The organism is Mesorhizobium amorphae (assembly GCF_014843845.1).
Classification (GTDB): domain Bacteria; phylum Pseudomonadota; class Alphaproteobacteria; order Rhizobiales; family Rhizobiaceae; genus Mesorhizobium; species Mesorhizobium amorphae_A.
Genome location: NZ_JHQS01000057.1, coordinates 17,982 through 39,966 on the forward strand (window position 1 = coordinate 17,982; position 21,985 = coordinate 39,966).

Annotated in this window: 20 protein-coding genes and 3 pseudogenes; 14 read left to right on the forward strand and 9 right to left on the reverse strand. The window is 61.3% G+C overall.

Annotated features, from left to right (window positions below; translation table 11 throughout):
• Genes DH08_RS24035 through DH08_RS24045 form a run of 3 tightly spaced genes read left to right on the forward strand, consistent with a single transcriptional unit; the run spans position 1 to position 2,567 of the window.
• Entirely contained in the window at positions 1-870 is an 870-nt protein-coding gene (locus tag DH08_RS24035; protein WP_192181659.1) for a hypothetical protein, read from the forward strand.
• The gene (locus DH08_RS24040) at positions 867-1,793 is read left to right on the forward strand and encodes a 3-hydroxyacyl-CoA dehydrogenase NAD-binding domain-containing protein (protein ID WP_192181660.1); all 927 of its coding nucleotides are present in this window, start codon (positions 867-869) and stop codon (positions 1,791-1,793) included. The genes DH08_RS24035 and DH08_RS24040 overlap by 4 nt, the downstream gene beginning before the upstream one ends.
• A 24-nt stretch (positions 1,794-1,817) precedes the next feature.
• On the forward strand, positions 1,818-2,567 hold the full coding sequence (locus tag DH08_RS24045) for an SDR family oxidoreductase (RefSeq protein WP_192181661.1): 750 nt from the start codon (positions 1,818-1,820) through the stop codon (positions 2,565-2,567).
• Between the two features lie 28 nt (positions 2,568-2,595).
• Here DH08_RS24045 and DH08_RS24050 read toward each other — a convergent pair whose 3' ends face one another.
• Positions 2,596-3,348, reverse strand: a complete 753-nt coding sequence (locus DH08_RS24050) for a pyrroline-5-carboxylate reductase family protein (protein ID WP_192181662.1) — start codon at positions 3,346-3,348, stop codon at positions 2,596-2,598.
• A gap of 111 nt (positions 3,349-3,459) precedes the next feature.
• Here DH08_RS24050 and DH08_RS24055 point away from each other — a divergent pair, with 111 nt between their 5' ends.
• From DH08_RS24055 to DH08_RS24085, 7 genes are all read left to right on the forward strand, one after another.
• Positions 3,460-4,233, forward strand: coding sequence for a GntR family transcriptional regulator (locus tag DH08_RS24055; protein WP_192181663.1), 774 nt, complete (start codon positions 3,460-3,462; stop codon positions 4,231-4,233).
• Positions 4,234-4,374: 141 nt separating this feature from the next.
• Positions 4,375-5,487: a branched-chain amino acid ABC transporter substrate-binding protein gene (locus DH08_RS24060; protein ID WP_192181664.1), complete on the forward strand. Its 1,113-nt coding sequence runs from the start codon at positions 4,375-4,377 to the stop codon at positions 5,485-5,487.
• 120 nt (positions 5,488-5,607) lie between these two features.
• Positions 5,608-6,558, forward strand: a complete 951-nt coding sequence (locus DH08_RS24065) for a branched-chain amino acid ABC transporter permease (RefSeq protein WP_246800986.1) — start codon at positions 5,608-5,610, stop codon at positions 6,556-6,558.
• Positions 6,558-7,553, forward strand: a complete 996-nt coding sequence (locus tag DH08_RS24070) for a branched-chain amino acid ABC transporter permease (RefSeq protein WP_192181665.1) — start codon at positions 6,558-6,560, stop codon at positions 7,551-7,553. Before DH08_RS24065 ends, DH08_RS24070 begins: the two co-directional genes overlap by 1 nt.
• Positions 7,550-8,380: an ABC transporter ATP-binding protein gene (locus tag DH08_RS24075; protein ID WP_192181666.1), complete on the forward strand. Its 831-nt coding sequence runs from the start codon at positions 7,550-7,552 to the stop codon at positions 8,378-8,380. Before DH08_RS24070 ends, DH08_RS24075 begins: the two co-directional genes overlap by 4 nt.
• Positions 8,304-9,053, forward strand: a complete 750-nt coding sequence (locus tag DH08_RS24080; protein WP_192181667.1) for an ABC transporter ATP-binding protein — start codon at positions 8,304-8,306, stop codon at positions 9,051-9,053. The genes DH08_RS24075 and DH08_RS24080 overlap by 77 nt, the downstream gene beginning before the upstream one ends.
• Positions 9,046-10,332: an NAD(P)/FAD-dependent oxidoreductase gene (locus DH08_RS24085; RefSeq protein WP_192181668.1), complete on the forward strand. Its 1,287-nt coding sequence runs from the start codon at positions 9,046-9,048 to the stop codon at positions 10,330-10,332. The genes DH08_RS24080 and DH08_RS24085 overlap by 8 nt, the downstream gene beginning before the upstream one ends.
• 326 nt (positions 10,333-10,658) lie before the next feature.
• Here the strand turns inward: DH08_RS24085 and DH08_RS24090 are convergent, their stop codons facing one another.
• Positions 10,659-11,153, reverse strand: coding sequence for an AAA family ATPase (locus tag DH08_RS24090; RefSeq protein ID WP_345892444.1), 495 nt, complete (start codon positions 11,151-11,153; stop codon positions 10,659-10,661).
• Between DH08_RS24090 and DH08_RS37505 the strand changes: the two genes are divergently transcribed.
• Together DH08_RS37505 and DH08_RS24105 are read left to right on the forward strand one after the other, a co-directional pair.
• Positions 11,055-11,549 carry an ImmA/IrrE family metallo-endopeptidase gene (locus DH08_RS37505; protein WP_210328863.1) on the forward strand — a complete coding sequence of 165 codons (495 nt, stop codon included), beginning with the start codon at positions 11,055-11,057 and terminating at the stop codon, positions 11,547-11,549. The two genes, DH08_RS24090 and DH08_RS37505, sit on opposite strands and share 99 nt — an antisense overlap.
• Before the next feature lie 397 nt (positions 11,550-11,946).
• Positions 11,947-12,120, forward strand: a complete 174-nt coding sequence (locus DH08_RS24105; RefSeq protein WP_192181670.1) for a hypothetical protein — start codon at positions 11,947-11,949, stop codon at positions 12,118-12,120.
• Positions 12,121-13,304: 1,184 nt separating this feature from the next.
• On the opposite strand, the pseudogene DH08_RS24110 reads toward DH08_RS24105, so the two are convergent.
• Both DH08_RS24110 and DH08_RS36580 read right to left on the reverse strand, forming a co-directional pair.
• Positions 13,305-14,321 (reverse strand): annotated as a pseudogene (locus tag DH08_RS24110) (IS110 family RNA-guided transposase).
• 124 nt (positions 14,322-14,445) lie between these two features.
• A pseudogene (locus DH08_RS36580) lies at positions 14,446-14,656 on the reverse strand (UPF0149 family protein); the annotation flags it as partial.
• Positions 14,657-14,990: 334 nt separating this feature from the next.
• Here DH08_RS36580 and DH08_RS36585 point away from each other — a divergent pair.
• Together DH08_RS36585 and DH08_RS24120 are read left to right on the forward strand one after the other, a co-directional pair.
• Positions 14,991-15,198: pseudogene (locus tag DH08_RS36585) on the forward strand (IS481 family transposase); the annotation flags it as partial.
• A gap of 11 nt (positions 15,199-15,209) precedes the next feature.
• Entirely contained in the window at positions 15,210-15,707 is a 498-nt protein-coding gene (locus tag DH08_RS24120; RefSeq protein ID WP_192181715.1) for an ARID/BRIGHT DNA-binding domain-containing protein, read from the forward strand.
• Between the two features lie 154 nt (positions 15,708-15,861).
• Here the strand turns inward: DH08_RS24120 and DH08_RS24125 are convergent, their stop codons facing one another.
• From DH08_RS24125 to DH08_RS24145, 5 genes are all read right to left on the reverse strand, one after another.
• Positions 15,862-18,300 (reverse strand): EAL domain-containing protein, encoded by a 2,439-nt coding sequence (locus DH08_RS24125; protein ID WP_345892445.1) that lies wholly within the window; start codon positions 18,298-18,300, stop codon positions 15,862-15,864.
• 544 nt (positions 18,301-18,844) lie between these two features.
• Positions 18,845-19,039: a hypothetical protein gene (locus tag DH08_RS37210; RefSeq protein WP_192181672.1), complete on the reverse strand. Its 195-nt coding sequence runs from the start codon at positions 19,037-19,039 to the stop codon at positions 18,845-18,847.
• Positions 19,040-19,241: 202 nt separating this feature from the next.
• Positions 19,242-20,309, reverse strand: coding sequence for a polyamine ABC transporter ATP-binding protein (locus DH08_RS24135; protein WP_192181673.1), 1,068 nt, complete (start codon positions 20,307-20,309; stop codon positions 19,242-19,244).
• A 31-nt stretch (positions 20,310-20,340) separates the two neighbouring features.
• Entirely contained in the window at positions 20,341-21,147 is an 807-nt protein-coding gene (locus tag DH08_RS24140; RefSeq protein ID WP_192181674.1) for an ABC transporter permease, read from the reverse strand.
• Positions 21,147-21,983 carry an ABC transporter permease subunit gene (locus DH08_RS24145; RefSeq protein ID WP_192181675.1) on the reverse strand — a complete coding sequence of 279 codons (837 nt, stop codon included), beginning with the start codon at positions 21,981-21,983 and terminating at the stop codon, positions 21,147-21,149. Before DH08_RS24145 ends, DH08_RS24140 begins: the two co-directional genes overlap by 1 nt.
• Positions 21,984-21,985: the final 2 nt, after the last annotated feature.

A 21,985-nucleotide genomic window follows, 5' to 3' on the forward strand; every position in this document is an offset into this window, starting at 1 on the left:
ATGGACCTGATCTTCTCGGCCGAGGGACGCAGCTGGCCGCTGCGCCTCACCGGCGATGCCGACCGCACGCGCCGTGCGTTGCTTTCTGCCTTGCCCATGCGCCTGCAGCTCCACACGCCCAAGATCGCCGGCAGCCATATCTATTGGCATGCCCCCTTCGTGGAGGATATCGAAGGCGCAACGCATGTGCTTTCCGCGACCGCCGGCGCCTTCATCTACTGGCCGGTGCGGCAGTTCCTCGAAATCACCTTCGCGCCGCTCCAGGCGGAAAATGCCGAGATCACAGTTCTCGGCCATCTTGACGCGCCGATGGTGGGCATTGCCGAGCTTGCCGCGACACTGAAGCGGGACCAGGGCCGCCACATTCTGGAAGGCACGCTTGTCCGGTCGGATGGCGGCGTGTCCGAGCCTTCGCCGTCATCGTCGCTGCCGCAGGATATCATCGCCGCGCGCAAAGCGCTGTGGGCGGCCTGTCCCGCCGACATCAGCCGGGTCACCGCGTCACGCGCTATCATGCACCCGGCAGGTCCCGTCTTCACCGCGGAGTCGGAAGCGCGGGTGCTGCACGAATTCCTGTGGTGGGTCCGCGCCGAGCGCGGCCGGAAGGACGAAATGGTGCTGCGCCAGACGGCCGCGCTCGCGCTCGACAAGACCGCGACCCGGCTGCGCGACTTCTGCCACATGGAGGAAACGCCGGCCCTGCTTTTCCGGCTCAAGGCGGCGATGGACGACGAACATCCTTTCGATCCCCTGATCGACGAGGCAATCTTGGTTGCCGGACGGATCGGCGCCTGGCTCGATCTTCTCATCCCGTGGAACGACCTCAATGAGGCCTTCCGCGCAGCGCTTGACGGAAGGAGGGTGGGATGATGGAAAAACTGACCATCGGCATTGTCGGTTTCGGCGTGATCGGGCAGCGCTGGACGGCTTGCTTTGCCCATGCCGGCCACGCGGTGCGCGTGTTCGATCCGACGGAGCGGCGCGAGGCAGCGTTCAGCGAGGCGCTGCCCGCACTCATGGCCGACCTCGACGCGTTGAAGGGGGCCTCGCCCGCGCCCGGTACGATCCATCTTTTCCCGACGCTCGCCGAGACGCTCGAAGGCGTCGATTTCGTGCAGGAGAACGGCCCGGAAGACCTGGCGCTCAAGCGCCGGCTGCTGGCCGAAATCGAAGACCATGTCGGCGATGAGATCGTCATCGCTTCCTCTTCATCGGCCCTGCTGGTGTCCGACATGCAGGCCGAGTGCCGCCTGCCTGGCCGCGTCGTGCTCGGACACCCCTTCAATCCGGCGCATCTGATGCCGCTGGTCGAGATCGTCGGCGGCAAGGCATCCGATCCACAGGCGATCGCCCGGGCACGCGCCATCTACGAAGCCATCGGCAAGAAGCCGGTGACGCTCAACCGGGAAGTGACCGGCCATATCGCCTTGCGCCTGATGGGCGCCATGTGGCGCGAGGCGATCGCGCTGGTGCGCGACGGCGTAGCCTCGGTCGAGGATGTCGATCGCGCGTTCATGTATGGGCCGGGTGCGAAATGGACGCTGCAAGGCTCATTCATTTCCAACAGCCTCAACGCCGAGGGCATTGAAGACTTCCTGCGCAAATATGGCCCGACCTATCAGGCGATCTGGGACACGCTGCTCGACGCGAAGCTTGACGAGGAGACGATCCGCGCCGTGACGGCCTCGACCGCGGCAGCGGTGGACGGGCGCAGCCAGGTAGACCTGAAGGCCGCGCGCGAGGCTGGCCTCGTCGGCATTTTGAAAACGGTGGCCGAACGCGGCGCGCTCTAATCATCACGGTTCAGGAGAACGGCCATGACCTATCACACCGCCCTCGTCACCGGTGCCTCGAAAGGCATCGGCGCCGCGATCGTCGAGAGCCTGATAGCGGAGGGCTTGATCGTCCATGCGCTCGCGCGCAACCATGACGCGCTGCAGGTCCTGCAGGCACAGCTCGGGCCGTGCGTAAAACCGCTCGTTGCCGATGTGCGCGACCACGAAGCGATCGCCACTGCGCTCGGTGCGGCGGAAATCGATGTGCTGATCAACAATGCCGGCGGTCTGGCGACCGTGCGCCCGCTGCATGAGCAGAGCGCGGAGGAAACAGCCGAGGTGGTGGCGCTGAACCTCACCGCGCCCTTGCAGCTCATCCGAATGTTGCTGCCGGGCATGATAGCGCGCAAGCGCGGCCACATCTTCAACCTGACCAGCACGGCAGCTAGCGGCGTCTTTCCCGGCACGACGACCTACGGTGCGGCAAAGGCCGGCCTTTCGCAGGCCGGCCGCATCCTGCGCTTCGATCTCGCAGGCACCGGCGTGCGGCTGACCGAGATCGCCCCCGGCCGTGTGGAGACGGATTTCTACCTGAAGGCCTTCGACGGCGACCGTGAGGGCCTGCGCAAGCGCATGTACTCGCAACAGCGGCCGCTCGGCCCGGCCGACATTGCCGCCGTGCTTGTTGCCGCGCTGCGGATGCCGGACCATGTCGACATCGCCGAACTGATCGTTGCGCCAAGCGAACAGGCAGCCGGCGGCCATACCTATCCGGCCGCGCCGCAACGATGAGCGCGCGTGGCGTCAGCGACGCCGCGCCTCAGCCTGGCCCCGTCAATTTGTCGAGCACCGCCGTGCAAGCCTCCTCCCAGGCCGCAGGCACACCGCGCGCAGAAAGCACCTGCAGGCCCCGCTCGGTGATGCCGCCCGGTGTCACCAGCTCTTCGAGCATCTGGTCCATCGGTTCGCTCTTCTCCGCAATCAGCCGCCCGGCGGCCACGAACGTCATTGCCGTCAGCCGGCGGGCGATTGCCGGATCGAGACCTTGGGCGCTCGACCATTCAGCCGTGTTGCGGATCAGATCCTGCGCCCAGCCGTAGACGGCGGCGCTGACCGTCGCCACCTCGAAATCCTTTTCGCTGCCGAGCGCGATCGAGGGCCCGAGCCGGTCGAGGACCGTCCGCGCCTGCTCGATGTCGGGGAAATAGACCGTCGGACTGGCGGCAATCTCCGAAGCGGTGAACGGCATGGCGCGGACAGCGCGCGCGGGCGCGACCTCGAGCCGCGACAACGATACGCCGGCGCAAACCGAAACCACCACCTGCTCCTTGCGCCACGGCAAGCCTGCAACCGCCTGCGGCGCATGGGCGGGTCGCACGGAGAGAATAACGACATCGGACCGTTCGACGAGATCGTAATTGTCAGCCGCCAGCCGAAAGCCATAGCGGGCAGAAAAATCGGTCGCCTTGCCGCGCGGCGACAACAGTATCGTTTCAGGGTCGAGCCCGGAATGCAGGAAACCTGCCAGCATGGACGCCGCCAGGTGCCCGACGCCAAGAATGCCTATGATCATCCGTTGTCTCCCGGGTTGCAACCTGCGGCTTGCCATTCACATGAAGTTGGGAAAGAAAGAGGCACCGTAAAGTGTCGACACAGCCTGCAGACAAATCAGATTGGAATCTTCATGACCGAACGAGCTGAGACCGGCGCCGACAGCGACCCGTCCCTTGCGAACGAGGCCGAGACGCGCCGCAGCGCCGACAGCAGCGAGCGCGCTTACAACACCATCCGCAAGCTTTTGGTCGAGTTCAAGCTGAAGCCTGGCGAACGCATCAACGAGGTCCAGCTTTCGCGCAGCCTCGGTGTGTCGCGCACGCCGATCCGCGAGGCGCTGAACCGGCTTGCTTCCGAGGGCTTCGTTTCGCTCACACCCAATCGTGGCTTCTTCGTCAGGAGCCTCAGCACCGAGGGCCTGCTCGACCTCTACGAACTGCGCTCCATCATAGAGTGCGCCGCCTTCAAGCTGATGTGCGAGCGTGCGGACGACAGCGATCTCGATCGGCTGCGGCGGTATTGGGAGGCGATCGTCGATGTCTATCGCGACCAGCCGCCGGATATCATCCTGGCCGAGGACGAAGGCTTCCATCTGCTCATCGCCGAATTGTCCGGAAATCCGGAACTTGTCGGCCAGCTCAGCTCTATCAATGCGCGCATCCGCTTCATCCGCCGCATCCAGATCGAACATCCCTCGCATGACAAGGCGCAGATCACCTCCCACTCGGCGATCGTTGAAGCCGCCGTCAAGCGGGATGCCGAGAACGGCGCGAAATTGTTGCGCGAACATATCGAAATGACCGTCTCCGCCACGCAGCAGGCGCTGAAGGACGCACTGCTCAAGGTTTTCGCACCCGACAACGGCGCCGACCTGAAGCGCCGGCGAAGGGTGCGCGATCTGTAATTGCTAATTGAGCACAAAATTGAACGCAATAGTGTCGACACTTTCTTGACGACGCTCTCTTTGTCTGCTTCGATGGGCTCACACGGGGAAGAAGACCGGAACGGCCTCTCCTGTCGTAGTCAGCAGCTAAGGGGAACCATGATGAAAAAACTTATCGCCGCACTTCTTCTCGGCGCGTCGCTTTTTGCAGCGCCGGCCATGGCCGAACAGATCACCGTCGGCCTTTCCGCGCCGCTCTCGGGCGCGCAGGCCTATTTCGGCACCACCTGGCATAACGGCTTCAAGCTCTACGTCGACAAGCTGAACGCGGATGGCGGCGTCAATGGCGTCACCGTTGCCTATGACCAGCAGGACGACAAGGCCGATCCGCGCGAGGGGACGCTTGTGGCCCAGAAATTCTGCGACAACGACAAGGTCGTGCTTGGTCTGGTGAATTTCAATTCCGGCGTCGCCCAGTCCACGCTGCCGATCTATGAGGACTGCACGTTGCCGACCATGACCTTCGGCTCCAATCCGTCCCTCACCAAGCAGGGCTACAAGTTCATGGTGCGCCCGGTGGCCAACGATCTGGCGGGAGCATTGCTGCCAGCCGAATATGCGCTGGGCAAGCTTGGGGCCAAGACGGCCCTGGTCGTCAACGACAAACAGGTTTTCGGGCAGGGAATCTCCGAAATCTTCGCCAAGAACTTCCAGGATGGCGGCGGCAAGGTCATCGACACGATTTCGGTCGCGCCAAGCGATGTGGACTTCGCCGCCGTGCTGGCGCAGATCAAGCCGAAGAAGCCCGACGTCATCTATCTCGGCGCCGTCATGCCGCAGCTGGCGCTCTTTGCAAAGCAGATGCATGAGCAAGGCATCACCGCCACCCTGATCGTACCCGATGGCGGTTATACGCCGGACCTGATCAAACAGGCCGGCGAGCCCAACGTTCAGGGCACGATCGTCGCCATCCAGGTGCCGCCGATGGATGCCTCGCCGGAGATCGCCGATTTCGCCAAACTCTACAAGGCCAAGTACGGCGAGGAAGCCGGCCCTTACTCGATCTATGGCTATGTGCAGGGCCAGATCCTCGAACAGGTGCTGAAGACGACCAAGGGCCTGACGCGCGAGGACATCAACGCGGCGCTGCACGCGGTCAAGGTCAAGACCGCCGTGGGTGAACTGGAATTCGACGAAACGGGCGAACTTAAAGTCGCCCCATCGTACCTCTACAAGGTCGAGGGGTCGAAGTTCCAGCTTGTCGGCTCGAAATAGCAGCCGGGCGCCGGAGCCGCCTGCCATTTTAAAGGCGGCTCCTCTTGCCTGTCGACGGCCGCGCCTGACAAGAGTGCGACGGACCGTCGATCGGGAACCCATTGCACAGGACACCGGCCCATGCTGGGAAACCTCATTCAACAGACGGTCAACGCGTTGACCATCGGCTCGATTTACGCGCTGATCGCGCTCGGCTACACGATGGTCTATGGCGTGCTGCGCATGATCAATTTCGCTCATGGCGAGATGTTCATGCTCGGCGCCTATGTCGCCTTTCTGGTCCTCAGCATGCTGGTCGGCGATGTCGGCATGGCGGGCGCGATTGCGCTTACCGTGGCCTTTGTCGTCGCTGTCTTCCTGGTGGGCTTCATCGGCGTCGGTATTGAACGCGTTGCCTACAAACCGTTGCGAAACTCCACCCGGCTTGCGCCGATGCTGTCCTCGCTTGGCGTCTCGCTCTCGCTGGTCACCGGCATGCAGATTCTTGCCGGCCCGCAGCCGGTCGCCTTTCCGAGCTTCTTTCCCGTCGTCCGCTACGAGGTGCTGGGCGGCACCATCACCTCTATGCAGATCGGCATCCTCGTCGCCGCCTTCGTGTTGATGCTCAGTCTGCATTTCCTCGTCAACCGCAGCCGTATCGGCATCATCGTGCGTGCCGTTTCGGAAAGCCGCCCCACCGCACAGCTTCTGGGCATCAACGTCAACGGTGCGATCTCGATGGTGTTCTTCGTCGGCCCGCTGCTCGGGGCGGCCGGCGGCATCCTCTATGCCAGCTATTACGGCATCATGTCGCCGACGATGGGCGCCGTCATTGGCTTGAAGGCCTTCACCGCGGCGATCCTCGGCGGCATCGGTTCCATTCCCGGCGCCATGCTTGGCGCCTTCATCCTCGCCTTCGTCGAAGTGGGCGGAACCGCGCTGCTGCCCGTCATCACCCATGGCGTGCTGGGCACCGAATATCGCGATGTGCTCACCTTCGCGATCCTCATACTCGTGCTTCTCGTTCGTCCCGCCGGCATATTGGGCGAGGCCGTGTCGGAGGAAAGCATCGTGTACAAGAGGGAATTCTGATGTCCGTCGCCGAGAGCCTCGCGGCTGCCAGGCCGCGTTCAAGCCGGGCCGTCGCGTTCCTTGTCTTTGCCATCGCAATCGCGCTGATCGCGGCGACGCCCTTCCTGCCCAATTACTACATCCGCGTCATCGACAGCCTGCTGATCTACATCCTGCTCGGCATCGGCCTAAACATCGTCATCGGCTATACCGGCCTGCTCGATCTCGGCTTCGTCGCCTTCTATGCGGTCGGTGCGTACAGCTATGCGCTGCTGGCCAGCCCCCAGCTCGACCTGCACCTGCCCTTCCTGCTCATTCTGCTCGTCGCCGCCTGCCTTGGCGCGATCACCGGCATATTGCTCGGCATCCCGGTGTTGAGATTGCGCGGCGACTATCTTGCCATCGTCACACTCGGCTTCGGCGAGATCGTGCGGATCATCATCAACAATCTCGACTGGCTTACCGGCGGGCCGAAAGGCATCGCCCGTCTCGACAAGGCTTCGATCCTCGGCATCCAGATCGCCCGGCCCGTCGATTTCTTCTGGCTCCTGCTTGTCGTCGTGCTTCTAGCCGGCCTTGTGGCCTGGCGGCTGGAGCGGTCCATCCTCGGCAAGGCCTGGGCAGCGATCCGCGAAGACCAGGATGCCGCGCGCGGCATCGGCATCAACACGACCAACGCCAAGCTTGCCGCCTTTGCCACCTCCGCGACGATCGGCTCGATCGCGGGAGCGATCTTCGGCGCCTCCCAGCGCTTCGTCAGCCCGGAGAGTTTCACGCTCCAGGAATCCGTGCTGATCGTGCTGATGATCGTGGTCGGCGGCATCGGCAACATTCTCGGCATCGTCGCCGGCGCGGCAATCCTGATCCTGCTCCCGGAGGTGCTGCGCGAATTCGCCGAATGGCGCATCCTCTTCCTCGGGCTGTTGATGATCTTCCTGATCATCGTGCGCCCGGCAGGCATCGTTCCGCGCAGCTTCGGACCAGACAAGCTCATCGGGAGGTTGTTCGGCAAATGACCCTGGTCTTCGACAGACTGCGGAAAGAGTATGGCCAGGTCGTTGCCATTGATGACGTGACCGCCTCCTTCGCCCCCGGGTTGATCCACGGTGTGATCGGACCCAACGGCGCCGGCAAGTCGACGCTCATCAACATGACCGCCGGCTCCTACACCGTCTCCTCCGGATCGATAGCGCTCGACGGAAAACGCCTCGACAAGCTCAAGAAATATCAGATCGCCAATTCGGGGGTAGCCCGCACCTATCAGAACATCCGTCTCTTCGACCAGATGACGGCGCTCGAAAACCTCGAGGTCTGCTTCTATCCGAGCGACGTCGGCGGCACCTGGAAAGAAGTTCTGTGGCCGCCCTATGCCTCGGCCCGGCGCGTTCACCGGCGCGAAAAATGCATGGAGATCCTGCGTTTCTTCGATCTGCAAGGCCATGCCGATGCGGAGGCCGGCAGCCTGCCCTATGGCCGGCAGCGCATGCTGGAAATCGCGCGCGCGCTGGTCTGCAATCCGCGCCTGCTGCTGCTTGACGAGCCCGCCGCCGGGCTGAACCATCACGAGACGGCGGAGTTGACCGCCAAGCTCGCGGCCCAGCGCTCGCCCGACCGGATCACGATCATCGTCGAACACGACATGGATCTGGTGATGGCGCTCTGCGACAACATCATCGTCATGCATCACGGAAAGCTGCTTTTTCAGGGAACACCCGCCGAGGTGCAGGCCAGCACCGACGTCCAACTCGCCTATCTGGGAACCGCCAATGACATCGACGACATCCGAGCCGCTGCTCAGGATCGCCGGGCTCAGCTCGGGATACGGACGCGTCGGCGTTCTTGAAGACATAAACGTCGACGTCGATCCGCACGAGATCGTCGTCGTTCTCGGCCCGAATGGCGCCGGCAAGACGACGCTGCTCAACTCCATCTCCGGCGTTGCGCGTCCGACCGCCGGCAGCATCACCTTCGAAGGGCGCGACATCACCGGCCTGCGGCCGGAGCAGGTCGTGCGCCTGGGCATCACCCATTGCCCGGAAGGCCGCCAGATATTCCAGCGCCTGACGGTGGAAGAAAACCTGGTCGCCGCCCATGTCGGCCGCGGCGGCAAGAGTTTTGAGGCGCTGCGCACCGAGGCCTTCGATCTTTTTCCGGTGCTGAAGGAGCGGCGCAACGGCATGGCGAGCCGCATGTCCGGCGGTCAGCAACAGATGCTTGCGATTGGTCGCGCGCTGATGGCCGAGCCGAAACTCCTGATGCTCGACGAACCGTCTCTCGGCCTTGCCCCGAAGATCGTTCATCAGATCTTCCACATCATCCTCGACCTGTCGCGAAACGGCATTTCCATCCTGCTCGTCGAGCAGAACGTTCAGCTCGCGCTCGAATGCGGCGACTACGCCTATCTGCTGAACACCGGCAAGGTGAAGCTTCACGCCCCCGCACAGGAAATGGCCGAGCATTCCGCGTTGAGCGAGCACTATCTCGGCGGCGCCACCGTGGAAGTTCTTCATGTTTGAAGTCGACTGGAAGACGCCGCATCTCTGGCGCAGGACCGCGGATCCGCGCCAGACGGCGCCGGCGCTGCAGGGCGATTTGAAGACGGACGTGCTGGTCGTCGGTGGCGGCTTCACCGGCATGGCCGCGGCACTCGGCGCGCGCGACAGCGGCGTCGATGTCATCATGCTCGAAGGCAACGAGATCGGCTCGGCGGCTTCCGGCCGCAACAACGGCCTCGTCATCTCTCACCATTCCAAGGCATCGCCTTCGGAATTCGAGGCGGCGTACGGAAAGACCGTCGGCACCCGCTACAACCGCATGGTCGCGGATGCGGCCGGTGTGTCCTTCGGCCTGATGCAGCGCTTCAACATCGATGCGCACCAGGTGCAGGAGGGTTGGATCCAGCCCGCGCACACCGAGGCGACGCTTGCCCGGACCCGCCAGTTTTATGAGGAATGGAAAGCCTTCGGCGCCAATGTCTCCAGCCTGGACCGTGACGAAGCCACCACGCGCATCGGCAGTCCTTATCTCGGCGGCTGGATGGTGCACAATTCGGGCCATATCAACCCGTTTGCCATGACCATCGGCCTTGCCGCCGCGCTGGAGCGCGAAGGCGTGACCATCCGTGAGAACTCCCGCGCAACGCGCATCGAGAAGGTGGAGAGCGGCTGGCGCGTCTTCACCGCGTCGGGAAGCGTCACCGCACCGGAGGTGGTGCTGGCGACCAACGCGCTGACTGGCGACATCTGGCCAGGGCTCAAGAAGACGCTGGTGCCGCTCAAGGTGTTCCAGGCGGCGACCAACCCTCTGCCGGTGGAGGTGCGCGCGAAAATCCTTGTCGGCAATCCAGCCGTGTCCGACATGCGCAATGACATCCGCTATTTCCACTATGACCGCGACAATCGGCTGGTCAGCGGCGGCACGCATACTTTCTGGTTCGACGAGGCCGATCGCGGCCGCGCCAAGGTCTCGCATATGCTGGGTAGGGCCTTTCCTGCCTTTGGTGCAGAACCGGAGATGGTGGAATATTGGCACGGGACGTTCGCGGTGGTGCCCGACCGCAGGCCGCGCCTTTATCGCCTGGCGCCCGGTCTTGTGTTTGGTGGCGTCTATTCCGGTCGCGGCGTGGCACTCTCCATGTCGCTTGGCCAGGAGATCGGCCGCTGGGCGGCAGGTCGGCGCACGGACGAGCAGATGTCGCTTCCGGTCACCAACATGAAGCCGGTTCCGTTCCATCCGATCGCGGTGCAGGTCGCCAATCGCATGCACGCCTGGAACCGCTTCCAGGACCGCTCTTGATGAAGCCGCAGATGCTCCCAAGCTTGCCACGACACCGAAACTATGGCCGCTTCAATACCTCCGGGCTGCGAAGTCCCATGTGCCGTTCAGAATTATCTGTCTCTGTCCGGAATTAAGCCGATCTTCGGAGGTCGTGTCGGAGCTCGTGCAGAAGCTTGAGCACATCGCTGCCGCACGACATGCCGCTAAGCGTGGTCTCGATCCGGGGAAGACGAATGCTGCCGAAGCCGCTGGTGCCGGCAGCGCAGTTCTGGAGAAGGTAGCAAAGCGCTCGTAGGGAGGTGTTCTCACCGTAGATGGCAATCGCTTCGTAGCTGTCGGTTCCCTCAACGTTGTGTTCGGCGCCTATCCTCACGCACCTCCCGCGTCGGCTGCCCGATCTCGAAACGCATGCCGATACGGCTTTCGATCTGACCCATCGCGTGAGTGTCACGCCTCGTGCCAGCTAACCGATGAGTGTTACCCGCGAGCAGCAACGCGAAACCGCAACGCTCCTGAAGATGCAGCAGCTCCCGCAACACGGTGGGTGTGAAGTTCTGATATTCGTCCACCAGCAACGGACGCGTCGGGCCGTACCGGGCCCCCAAAAAGTTCATGCAATTCTTCGCAAGGTCGTATGTGAACTTGCTGTCCTTTTGAACGCCGTAGGCGTCGTGTAGCATCTTGAACATTGGCCTGATGGCCTTGGTATGCTGCGTAACCTCACAGTAGGCAGCTCCGCTTTGGGCGGCTATCCAGCTGAGTGCTACAGTCTTGCCGAGCCCGGCTTTGCCGACCGCAAGCACCGCCGCCGCTTCACGATTGCACATGAGATCGCTCACTTCATCTTGCACCCCGACCTTATCGGGAACGAGCTTTATGATGATGGGCTTTACCGGAGCGGTCTAACGAGCCGCATGGCCACCGCCTCCGCCGGTCTTGCGGCGTTCGAACCGCTCAGGCAGCCGATGGAGCTAATCGGCGACGTAACTCATATCGACGGCGATCTAGTGACGGTGAACCTTGGCGTGCCCGTCACCGTGAACATGGACACCTTGCGGCGGGTGAACGCCTACAAGCCGCCGGCGTGCCGCCCCCGCCGAACCAGCGCTCCTTACACTGGTTCCCGAGAAAACCCGCCGGCAAAACGCAGCGGGCTTCACTTGCGCAAGAATCGTGACGGAACTCTGCCTGTGGATAGTAACCGTTCGTTCACCATGCACTGGCAATCTGATTGAAGGCGCATCCAACGCGCCTACCCTGACTACGCGTCATTGACGACGCGCCCCCGCCCAAAGCCGGCCGTCGACGCTTTCAAGTACCCCACCCCAGCACAGTATGCGTCGACCGCCGGTTTTTGGAAGGGATCGCGATGGCATCGTCTCAGAAAGCAAGGGCCATGGTTGTCGTGCCGCCTCAATTTTGTCTGGTCACTCCCGCGTTGCGCCTATCTTCTCGCTGGGGCTTTGCTTTAGCCACGGAGCGGTGTTCGGCCCTGCCTCCAGCGGGCCAAGGTACCCTGTCCCGCGCTCTGGCGACTCGCTGTGCCTGCAGGAAGCGCTCGTACTTAGCAATCTCTTGTATTTCGCCTGAAGCAGGATCATCATGCGAGCAGGTTCGTAGGGTTAAAGCGCCATGGAATTCGCGGTCTGTTATGACAACAGCGCGGCTATATTCGCATGGTCGATCTGGCTCGATGTCACGGCGGTTTTGGTTATTTTGGCCGGATTCGCCGCTGCAATGTCGGGCGCGATTTCTGTTCCTGACACGGGAACATCGCGAATTCTTCCTCTAGAAGTTCATCCCTGAGCGACGGCGCTAGGGTGAGGCTTCGGAAGTGACCGTGACCGTCTTAACTTTCGTTCAATTCGTTTATTTCAGAATGCCCTAATGCGCTTCTCCACTCGGCTTTTTTGCTGGGTGGCCTTCTTCGGTTGCGATTTCGCCGCCATTGGTCTCGGACTTCTAATTCGTCTGTCGGGGCTCAGAAAGGTTCAGCCGGGGCTCCTCGGGCCGCCTAATGTCCCCGATAACATTGGTATCAGCGCTCGTCCCTGTGTGCTCCTGGCTATATGAGCAACACTGCAAGTACGCCGAGCCGGCTGTTCCTATAAGTCGGTTAGGCCCGGCAGCGCCCCCCCGGTTAAAGCTGCTGGGCCGCCCTGATTGCCAATCGGCACAGGGAAAAGAAAAGAGGTTTCTGGTGAAACCAACCGCCTTCGTTGGCGTTTAGTGCGCGCTATGGCACAACGCCAAGGTAGATTTGTTTGTTTTCCTGAGCCGTACGGAACCTGGGACCGTCTGGGACAACGTTGCGGGCTCGCCTGCAACGCTCGGAGGCCGCCTGCTTGTCGGCCGCGCGGGCTGAAACTGCTCGGGATGTGCTGGTTCGGATTTATCAGAACTGGTCCCATGGGGAGCAGGCAAAATGGTTATCGAAAGACGGCAAGCGGTAGACTTCATAGTCAGCGACGTACGCAACCTGGCGGACTATTCCGATCGCGGAATATGCGTCACGCTTCTTGATCGCGGCGGAGCCAGTATCCGCCTACACCTCAACACAGAGATGGGCGAGTTACTTTGCGCGCGAATTGCCGACGCGCTGGAATGCCGGTATGGCAAGGATTCCAGCTCGGCATCTGGGCACTGAAATGATGCGGTGCGATGCGGCGTGGCGGTGTCCCGCTCGCTGCAAAATAAAGACCTTCATCAGTCCCATGCATGCATTGCTGATCCGGCCCGAGCCGCCGCGCCCCTCAGTTGCGCAAGCAGCTTTTTGCGCCGCTGTCCGTGATGCAGTAGTGACCTAACGGCCAGAAGCGTTCCGCTGGCCTCGATGAGATCCGCGAAACGGGGAGCTACTAAATCACATACACGCGCTTTAAGCGCAGTGAGTTTGGCGGCTTTGCTCGTTCCGGGATTTCGTCCCGTGGGTTCATCGCTTGTAGTTGCACTTGCATCTGTCGGCCTCCGCTCCGATCAGGCGGGTGCAGTCATCGAAGCGGCTTAGGACGATGATAAATTCCGCCCTTATTCAGAAGCGCCCAGATGGTCCGGGCCATCTTGTTAGCCAACGCGACAGCAGCCACCTTGAAGGGGCGCCTGGCGAGTAGCCCCTTCAGCCACGGTCGTGCCCGATCATCGTTCCGGGCAATCCGCAGAACGGCTGTCGCACCGAGGACCAGGAGAGCGCGGAGTTCAGGATTGCCCATTTTAGAGATGCCGCCCAATCCAATCGTTCCTTGCTCCGCTGGAATGGGGCCTCGGTGTCAATCCCACCTAGGCAGCGAAGTGGCGGCCCGATTTGAACCCGCCGGGATCCGGAACCAGGGCCTTGATCCGCTGGCACCGACGCCGGGAATCGTCGTCAGGCGGCGCATGTCTTCATCGCGCCTCGCCTCGGTGACGATGCCACGTTCGAGTTCGTTGATCTGATCCGCCAAGGTGTCGATCTGATCGGCGACCGCCGTCAGAGCAAAGCGTGCCGCGGCGGGCAGTCGAGTATCGTCACTTTTCCGCACGATGGCGATCAGCGCCGCAACGTTCGCAAGACCGCTGGCCGAGATTATACCCAGTTCAGCCAGATGTGCACGCAAGGCGTTGACTGACTGTGTTCTCTGCTGGACGAGAAGAGCACGGGTTTTCAGCAGCATTGCGTCAGCTTGCTGTTCGGCTGTCTTGATCGGACGAAGCGCATCGTCATACGGATCACCGCCTCGCCAATGGCTTCAGCCGGCCGCGTCCGTCTTGCCGCGCTTGACGAAAGGCTTGACGGAGGCCGGCGGTATGAGGCGCACGTCATGGCCGAGCTTCGCGATCTCGCGCGCCCAGTAGTGAGCCCCGCCGCATGCCTCCATGCCAATCAGACATGGAGGCTGCTTTTCGAAAAAGCCCAGCAATTCGCCGCGTCGCAGTTTCCGATTGAACAGGGGCGAGCCTTCGATATCTGCGCTGTGAACCTGGAAAACGTGTTTAGCTAAGTTCACCCCGATGGTGCTAACATGCTTCATGGAACGGTCCCTCCTTTGTGGCGTTCGAGCAACGACCACGTTCTAGCATTTGATGCTGTCGGAGCGGGGGCCGTTCCACCTCATCACATACGGTCGCCGCGTGAGACGGCTGAGCGCCCGGTTGGCGCGCTTTTTCCGGCGTTTCGGCAAGCCCGCTCGAGGTCCGGTTATAGTTGGCAACGAGCGTCTGAACGCGAGCGCCTCGGTGGTGCCTTCGAGCGCCATCAGCGCTATCTCGCCTGCAACAGAGGAATCCATTGGCGCGGGTCGATGAAGCGCGGACCGATGATAAGCGCCGTCAGATAGCCGTCGAGCCCATCCATGCCTGTCATCGGGCGATGAATATTCCCTGATTGTGGGCATCGAAAATTCCCTAGTTGGCGCTGCTGCCGCCAGTTCCGGGACGCGTCCCGGAACTGGCGGCTTTCGCTCCGGTGTCGACATCATCGCCCCGATCCGGGACACAACGGGGTGAACTCCCGTCTCGACGACGCGGGCGTCGCCGCCGTTGCAAAGGCGATCGTCGCCATCCGCTAATACTTCATGCCCAAGCGAGTCAAAGCGGCCCGCATCTGAATCCTGCCTCTGTCAAGCAAGGACAGCCGTGCGGTGCTCGTGACGCTTACGAATCTTCCGCCACATAATATTTCGTACCTGTCCGATGGGCGCCGGGATGCGACCGTCAGGCGCTTGTACTGCGAGAGCCACGATCAACTCCGCCAGCACCTTGCCGACTTCATCTCGGCCTACAACTTCGGCCGCAGGCTCAGACCCTCAAAGACCTCACGCCCTATGAGTCATTTGCAAGTCTTGGGGCGCACAGCCCGAGCGCTTCAAGCTTGATCCGCGCCAGCAAATGCTGGGACTAAACATCTAGTGGAAACCGACATGCTGAGGAAGATCGGCGGCAGCTCATACACGCTGGGTTTCGGGGTGGCCTCCATCGCCGACGCTTTAGGCGTCAGTTGGCAGCGCCCGCATGATGGCGGAGCTGGCCGAAGGCCACGGGCGAAAAGCATACCGGGAACGGCGCCGGTTCGTGCGGGGGAGATTGCCCATGGCACCGCAGGTGACGCCCATGCGCGAGCCAGCGGAAAAATGCTTCTGTCCATGGTCCACCCCTCCAAGCGGGAACGGTACTTTTCCAAGCACAACCTCAGGAAACGGAGAACACCATTATTGACAAGGATGTCCTCAAACGGCAGCTTGCTCAAGCGTCAGTCCATCGCGCTCGTGGGCGCGCCCGAGCGCTGTGTACATGTGGGTGACCGCGAGAGCGACATCTACGAGTTCTATTGCACCGCGCAAGACCTTGGCGCTTGCGGGCAGGTCAGCATCAGGCAGTTGGTTTCGGCCGGAACATGCGCCAGAAGACGCTCGGCATAGGCAACGATGCTCTCGTCGAGATAGCAGGGTGGATGTTGAGCTGGGCAGATTGATCGGCAATGGGCTTGGATGAAGCGAGGATGGCAGTGCCCCACAGTTGTGGTGGTGCCCAAACCCGCAGGGAATGAGAGCAGGAGCTGCCCTTGCCGCTCTTTCACTTTTTCTTCACCTTACCCATCCCATTTGAAGCGGTCAAAAACCAGTGAGCAAAACCCATGGCGTCAACTGGCTTGCTATAGAGGTAGCCTTGCGCTTTCTCGCAGCCATTCGCCATGAGAAACGCCTCCTGCGCCGGATTCTCGATCCCTTCTGCAACCACCTTGAATCCCATTTTTCGGCCCAACGTTAGTACGGCGGTTACAATGGCTGCATCGTATGGATCGGTGAGTACATCTCGCACAAAACCTCGATCAATTTTCAGCCGCGTAAGCGGAATGCGCTTTAACGTGCTGAGCGAAGCATAGCCGGTCCCAAAATCGTCGAGCGTTATTCCAACGCCCAATTCGTAAAGCTGGCGCAAAGGCTCAAGCAGGTGGTCATCATTAACCAGAGCAATATTCTCGGTAATTTCCAGCTCTAATTGCGGGGGTTCAAGGTTGTGTCGGGATAATGCGGCCTTGACGGTTCCGGCCAGATTTCCTGAACGGAGCTGTGCGGCAAACAGATTCACGGCGACCCGGGAAATGGACACTCCGTGATCTCGCCAGAGCACAAGTTGGCGGCACGCCTCATCGATAGTCCAGTCGCCAACAGCATCGGCCAACGCGCTTGTCTCCAGCACATCCAGGAATGCACTTGGCGCGATCACGCCTCTCTGAGGATGGTTCCAGCGCAGAAGCGCCTCGGCCCCAACAACCTGACCGTCGCTGAGGCGAATTTGGGGTTGATAGAACAGCTCCAACTCGCCAGCCTCGAAGGCGATACGCAGTTCAGCACTGAGCCGTTCCCGCTCCACGACGCGATCCCGCATGGAAGGCTCAAAAAGTCTGTAGACAGACCCTCCGTGTTCCTTTGCTCGATAAAGAGCGAGGTCGGCATTCGCGATCAGATCGTCGACAGAACAACCATGGGCAGGGCAAAGAGCAATTCCGACACTGGCGTTGATGTGGAGCGTTCGGTCTCCCACTTCAAAAGGCTTTCCCAGACATTTGAGGACCGCCTTTGCGATTTCGGCGGCGTTCAGGGGATCAGCCGTAAGCGGGATCAACACTGCAAACTCGTCGCCGCCAAAACGGGCTACAGTCCCGCCCCGCGGGACCGCAGCCAACATCGAAGCGGCGACTTTGGCCAACAACAAGTCGCCCACCTGGTGACCGAGGCTGTCATTAATCACCTTAAAGTCGTCGAGGTCGAGGAGCATGATGGTTGCTGATCGCGCATCATTCACCGCCCCCCTGGCTCGTTCGTGAAACAGTACACGGTTCGCCAACCCTGTGAGCTGATCGTAATGGGCCAGGTAGGCAATCTGAGCATCGGCTCGCTTGCGATCGGTGATATCTTCCGAAATGCCGAGCAGGAACGGTCGCTGGCCATCGGAGCGCCGCATGGGCATCTTTATGGTTCGCAGGATGCGGGTGCAGCCGCTGGGGCTCGTCACTGGTTCCTCCTGGACTAAAACGGGCTTGCCAGATGACAGCAGTTCCCGATCGCTCTCAGTGAAGAAGTCTGCCTGCTCCTTTGGGACAAGATCATAAACATTCTTCCCAAAAAGCTCTTCCCTCGGCCGCCCCAGAAGCTCTTCCCCCGCCTTGTTAATGAGGACAAGCCGGTGCTGGTGGGGCTCCCTCACCAATACGATGGAAGGTATCGTTTCTATGATGAGGTCCAGGAACTCGTGCGTTCTCTTCAGCTCATCTTCAGCTGCCTTACGTTGAGTGATATCAACAACTGCGACCAACACGGCATTGCATCGACCCGTTAGCTCTCTGGCATATGTGAGAACCTCTATTACCTCGCCATTTGCTTTGTGATGTCGCCAGCTCTTCTCCGACTGCAGAGTGTCAATCAGGGAGGCCTTGTCCTCCTCCGGGCGGATGTCGAGAAGTGACATGGAAAGAAATTGGTCGCGGCTGTAGCCGTAATGTTGGACGGCTGCCTCGTTCACCTCCAAGAAAGAGAGAGTCTGGCGATCGTAAACCCACATGGGAACGGGATTGCTTTCGAACAGCAGCCGGAACCCGGCCTCGCTCTCCTTCAGAGACTGGAGTGCCTGCTCGTCGGTGATGTCCACCAACATATTCACCGCCCCAACGAGATCGCCCGACGCATCTCGCAGCGGCGTTGGGTAGGGAATGAACGTAACCCTCGTACCATCGGCACGCTCGGCCACCGCTTTTGCCCCTCTAACGGGGCGATTTTCTTTCAAAGCCACAGCCATAGGACACTGATCGTGGGGGAGCGGTGTTCTTCCGTCCGGCAAGAACAACCGCCACGGCCCACACCATTTATCCTTCCCCAGTTCGGGCCGGCCACCCCAGAAATCGGCCGCCGCCTGATTGAAGAATGTGATGTGGCCATCAGCATCGGTGGTGTAAATGGCTGCAGGCAGGGCCTCAAGGAGCCTGTGACAGCTTAATTCGCGCCCGTCCGACACTCGATCCAACTTCACTCTTCCTTCCGGCAACTTTGAACATGGCTGCGGAACTGTACTCAGATGATTATGAGACGTGATAAGCTAACAAAGTTTTGCGAAACTACCCACATTCATGCTTCGCCGATGAAACCAGCCCTAAAAGAATGCCGGCACCGACAGAAATGTTCCCGCCAGTCAACATACAAAAGGCTTCTCGGTTGCTGAACGGCTGGCTGCCACCATGCAGGCGGTGGACTTGGTCTGTCCCGTGGCGTTCTCAATCGCCGCGTCAACGGGTCTCCTTTCTTATGGTGATGCCGCGATTGCCGGGACTCAATGTTCTCTCCGTGGTCGCAAAGTCGTCTGATCCTGGTAGTGGTGGCACTAAGGCGTGCATCTTGTTCAGCGACGGGCGCAATGCCACCGCAGAGGTGGCACCACGATCGTTTAGCTTCAAGCCGCAGAGCTGTCGGGCGGCAAGGCCGATCGCAAGCGCCAAAATGACTTGCCCGCCCCAGGTGGCTACCCATTAAGCCGGGAAAGTCACAGTGCGACGCTCATGCTTTCATTCGGCTCGCCTGCACCCTTCGCCGCGCATAATTCGCCGCGCATAATCAGAGAAGCGCGAGCGCCTATCATCTGCCAAGTCCAGTCGATGTTGCATGCCCGCGAGGCGCTCGATGTCGGCGCAGATGTAATTGTGGCGCAGGGCAAAGAAGCCGGCGGCCACAGGAGCAAAGGCGGCGCCGAGCTGTCGCATCGAGCGTGCCGGAGCCGCGGCGAGAGTGGCACGTCGAGAGACAATCCGCCTCGAACCAGACATTTGCCAGTGCACTTTCGCGTCTGAATAGATTTCCGGTCATCCGGCAAGCCGGATCTCGTCCCAAGTTCCAGGGCAATTCTCTTCTTCTGCCAACTTCAGACGCGTTGCGTTTCTTGATCGTCCCTCCGGGTGGGAGTGCTCAAGCGTATCTCGGCAAGACAATGGCTGCATCCGGTTCCCAAACGACTGCCACGTCTTTCTGTGAATCCAACCCGTTAGATCGGCCGGATGACGGCATAGAGACCTTGAGTGCGCCGAAGTCCGTCTGCACGACATGGACGCATTGCGGTCCCAGAAACGCCGACCCGATGATCGTGCCGGGGATTGACGGCCGGACCTCCGGAGAGGACCTGTCGACCAATTGCAGCCGTTCGGGCCTCAGTACGAGGCTCGCCTCATCACCGGCTCGCAGCCGGCCGGTGTCAGGTATGGGAAATTGATACTGACCGCTCTCGAGGACGAACCGATCCTCGGAAGTCGCTGCGACCGTGCCGTCGAGGAACGCAGCATGTCCAACAAACTCCGCCACGAATCGCGAGTTAGGCAGTTCGTAGATCTCACGGGGCGTGGCGACCTGCATCAGCGTTCCGTCCTTAAGCACAGCGACGCGGTCCGACATGGCCATTGCCTCCTCCTGATCGTGGGTGACGTTGATAAACGTCGTCCCCAGGCGCCCGTGAAGGCCCTTGAGTTCGAACTGGAGTTCGCTGCGCAATTGCTTGTCGAGGGCAGATAGCGGCTCATCGAGAAGGACGATGCCGGGTTCAAACACGAACGCCCGAGCCAGGGCCACGCGCTGTTGCTGTCCACCAGAGAGCTGACGCGGTTTTCTGTCGCCCATTCCACGTAGCTTGACAAGGTCGAGTACGGTATCGACGCGCCTTGCAATGTCGGACTTGGACACGCCGCGAAGCTTCAGCGGATAGGCCACGTTTTCGGCGACTGTCATATGCGGGAAGAGCGCGTAGCCCTGGAAGACGACGCCGAGTGAGCGCCTCTCGGCGGGGACGCGGGTGATGTCCTGCCCGTTCACGAGGATGCGTCCTTCCTGGCAGTCGACGAAGCCAGCGACCGCCATCAGGAGCGTCGATTTTCCAGAGCCCGAGGGACCCAGGAGACTGATGAATTCGCCGGCCGGGATTTCGAGGGATACGTCGTCTAATGCGCGAACCGCGCCAAAGCTCTTGCAGAGCGATTGTATGGCCACGGCATGGCCCGTTCGCCTCGAAACTGTCATGTCAGTGGCTCTGCCGCACGGGGTCGGTCGATTTGAGAAAATGGGTGATTGCCAGCACCGAGATCGTCAACAGTACGAGAAGGGCCGAGATGGCCGCAACGGAAGGATCAACGTTCTCGCGGATGCCGTCCCACATCTTGCGGGGTAATGTATAAACAACGCGATTGGCGACGAAGAGGGTCAAGACCAGCTCGTCCCACGACATGATGAACGCGAAGAGTGCGCCGGCCGCTACGCCGCCCTTGATGTTGGGGAGGATTACGTCCGCCACTGTGCGTAACCGAGAAGCGCCGAGGCTTCGGGACGCCTGCTCTAGCCTAGGATCGAGAAGTGCGAGCGACGCGGAAACTGTCAGCGCTGAGTAGGGAGCCGCGACGATCGTATGGGCAAGGATCACGCCGATCCAGGTGTCGTAGAGCCCGATCGCCGTCCACATATGGTAGAGCGCGACGGCTGAGATGATCGGCGGCACGATCATCGGCGCCACGAGGATCGCGGTCAGCGCCATGGTCCACCGCGCCTTGACGCGCCATACGCCTATCGAGAAGGCTACGCCGATGACCGTCGAAAGAATTGCGGTCGAAACCGCGACGATCAGACTGTCGCGGACTCCGGTCAGCCATGTCGGTTCCGTCAACACATTGGTGACGTGTCGTAGCGACAGGGCCGACAGGCTGTCCGGCATAACGACGAAGCGACTGTCGTTCAGCCCGATCGGGAACACGATCAGGGTCGGCGCCAGAAGGAAGGCACCCATCAGCCAGCCTAGCGCGACCAGAGCCAGCCGGGCACGCCCTTTGAGGAACATCAGCCGACCTCCACCATACGCCGGAAGCCGATCAGCCTGGCGATGATTGCCACGAAGGCCAGCGTCGCCAGCAGGATACCGACCGACAGCGCGGCTGCCGCCGTCCACCGCAAGGTTACCAAGACGGAGAAGCTGATATATTCGCTCAGCATCACCACGCGGCCGCCGCCGACGATGGCGGGGGTCACGAAGAAGCCGAGGCATAGAACGAAAACGAGAAAGGCCGCGGCAACGAGCGAGGGCATGGTGAGAGGCAGATAGATGTCGCGCCAGATCCTGGCCTGCGAGGCGCCAAGGCTGCGCCCGGCCATGACGTGGCGCGAGTCGATTGCAGTCATGGCGCCCAGCAGCGGAAACGTTGCGAAGGGGACACAGAAGTGGACCATCGCGATCAGCACCCCGAGTTCGTTGCGCGCGAGTCTGAGAGGTTCGGAAATGACGCCCAGCGCGAGGAGCGTCTCGTTTGCCAGGCCGTTGTTACGCAGGAGAATTAGCCAGGCGAGGGCCCTCACCAGCGCCGACAGCCAGAAGGGAATAACGACCAGTGCGAGGAGGATCGACCGTGCGCCACCGTCGAGATGTATTATGGAAAGGGCCAGAACATAGCCGAGCGTCACGGAAATGACGGTGGTCAACACCGAAACACGGAAGGTGACCCACACGACATTGCGCACCGCCGGCGACTGGACCAAGTCCACATAGGCCGAGAATCCCGGTTCACCCGGGATTCCGAAGGACGCCAGGACGAGCCCCGCCATTGGCACGACATAGAGGAATGCAATGATCGCTGTGGCGACCCATGCAAATGACCAGTAGGGAGCATCGGCGGTTCGCACTC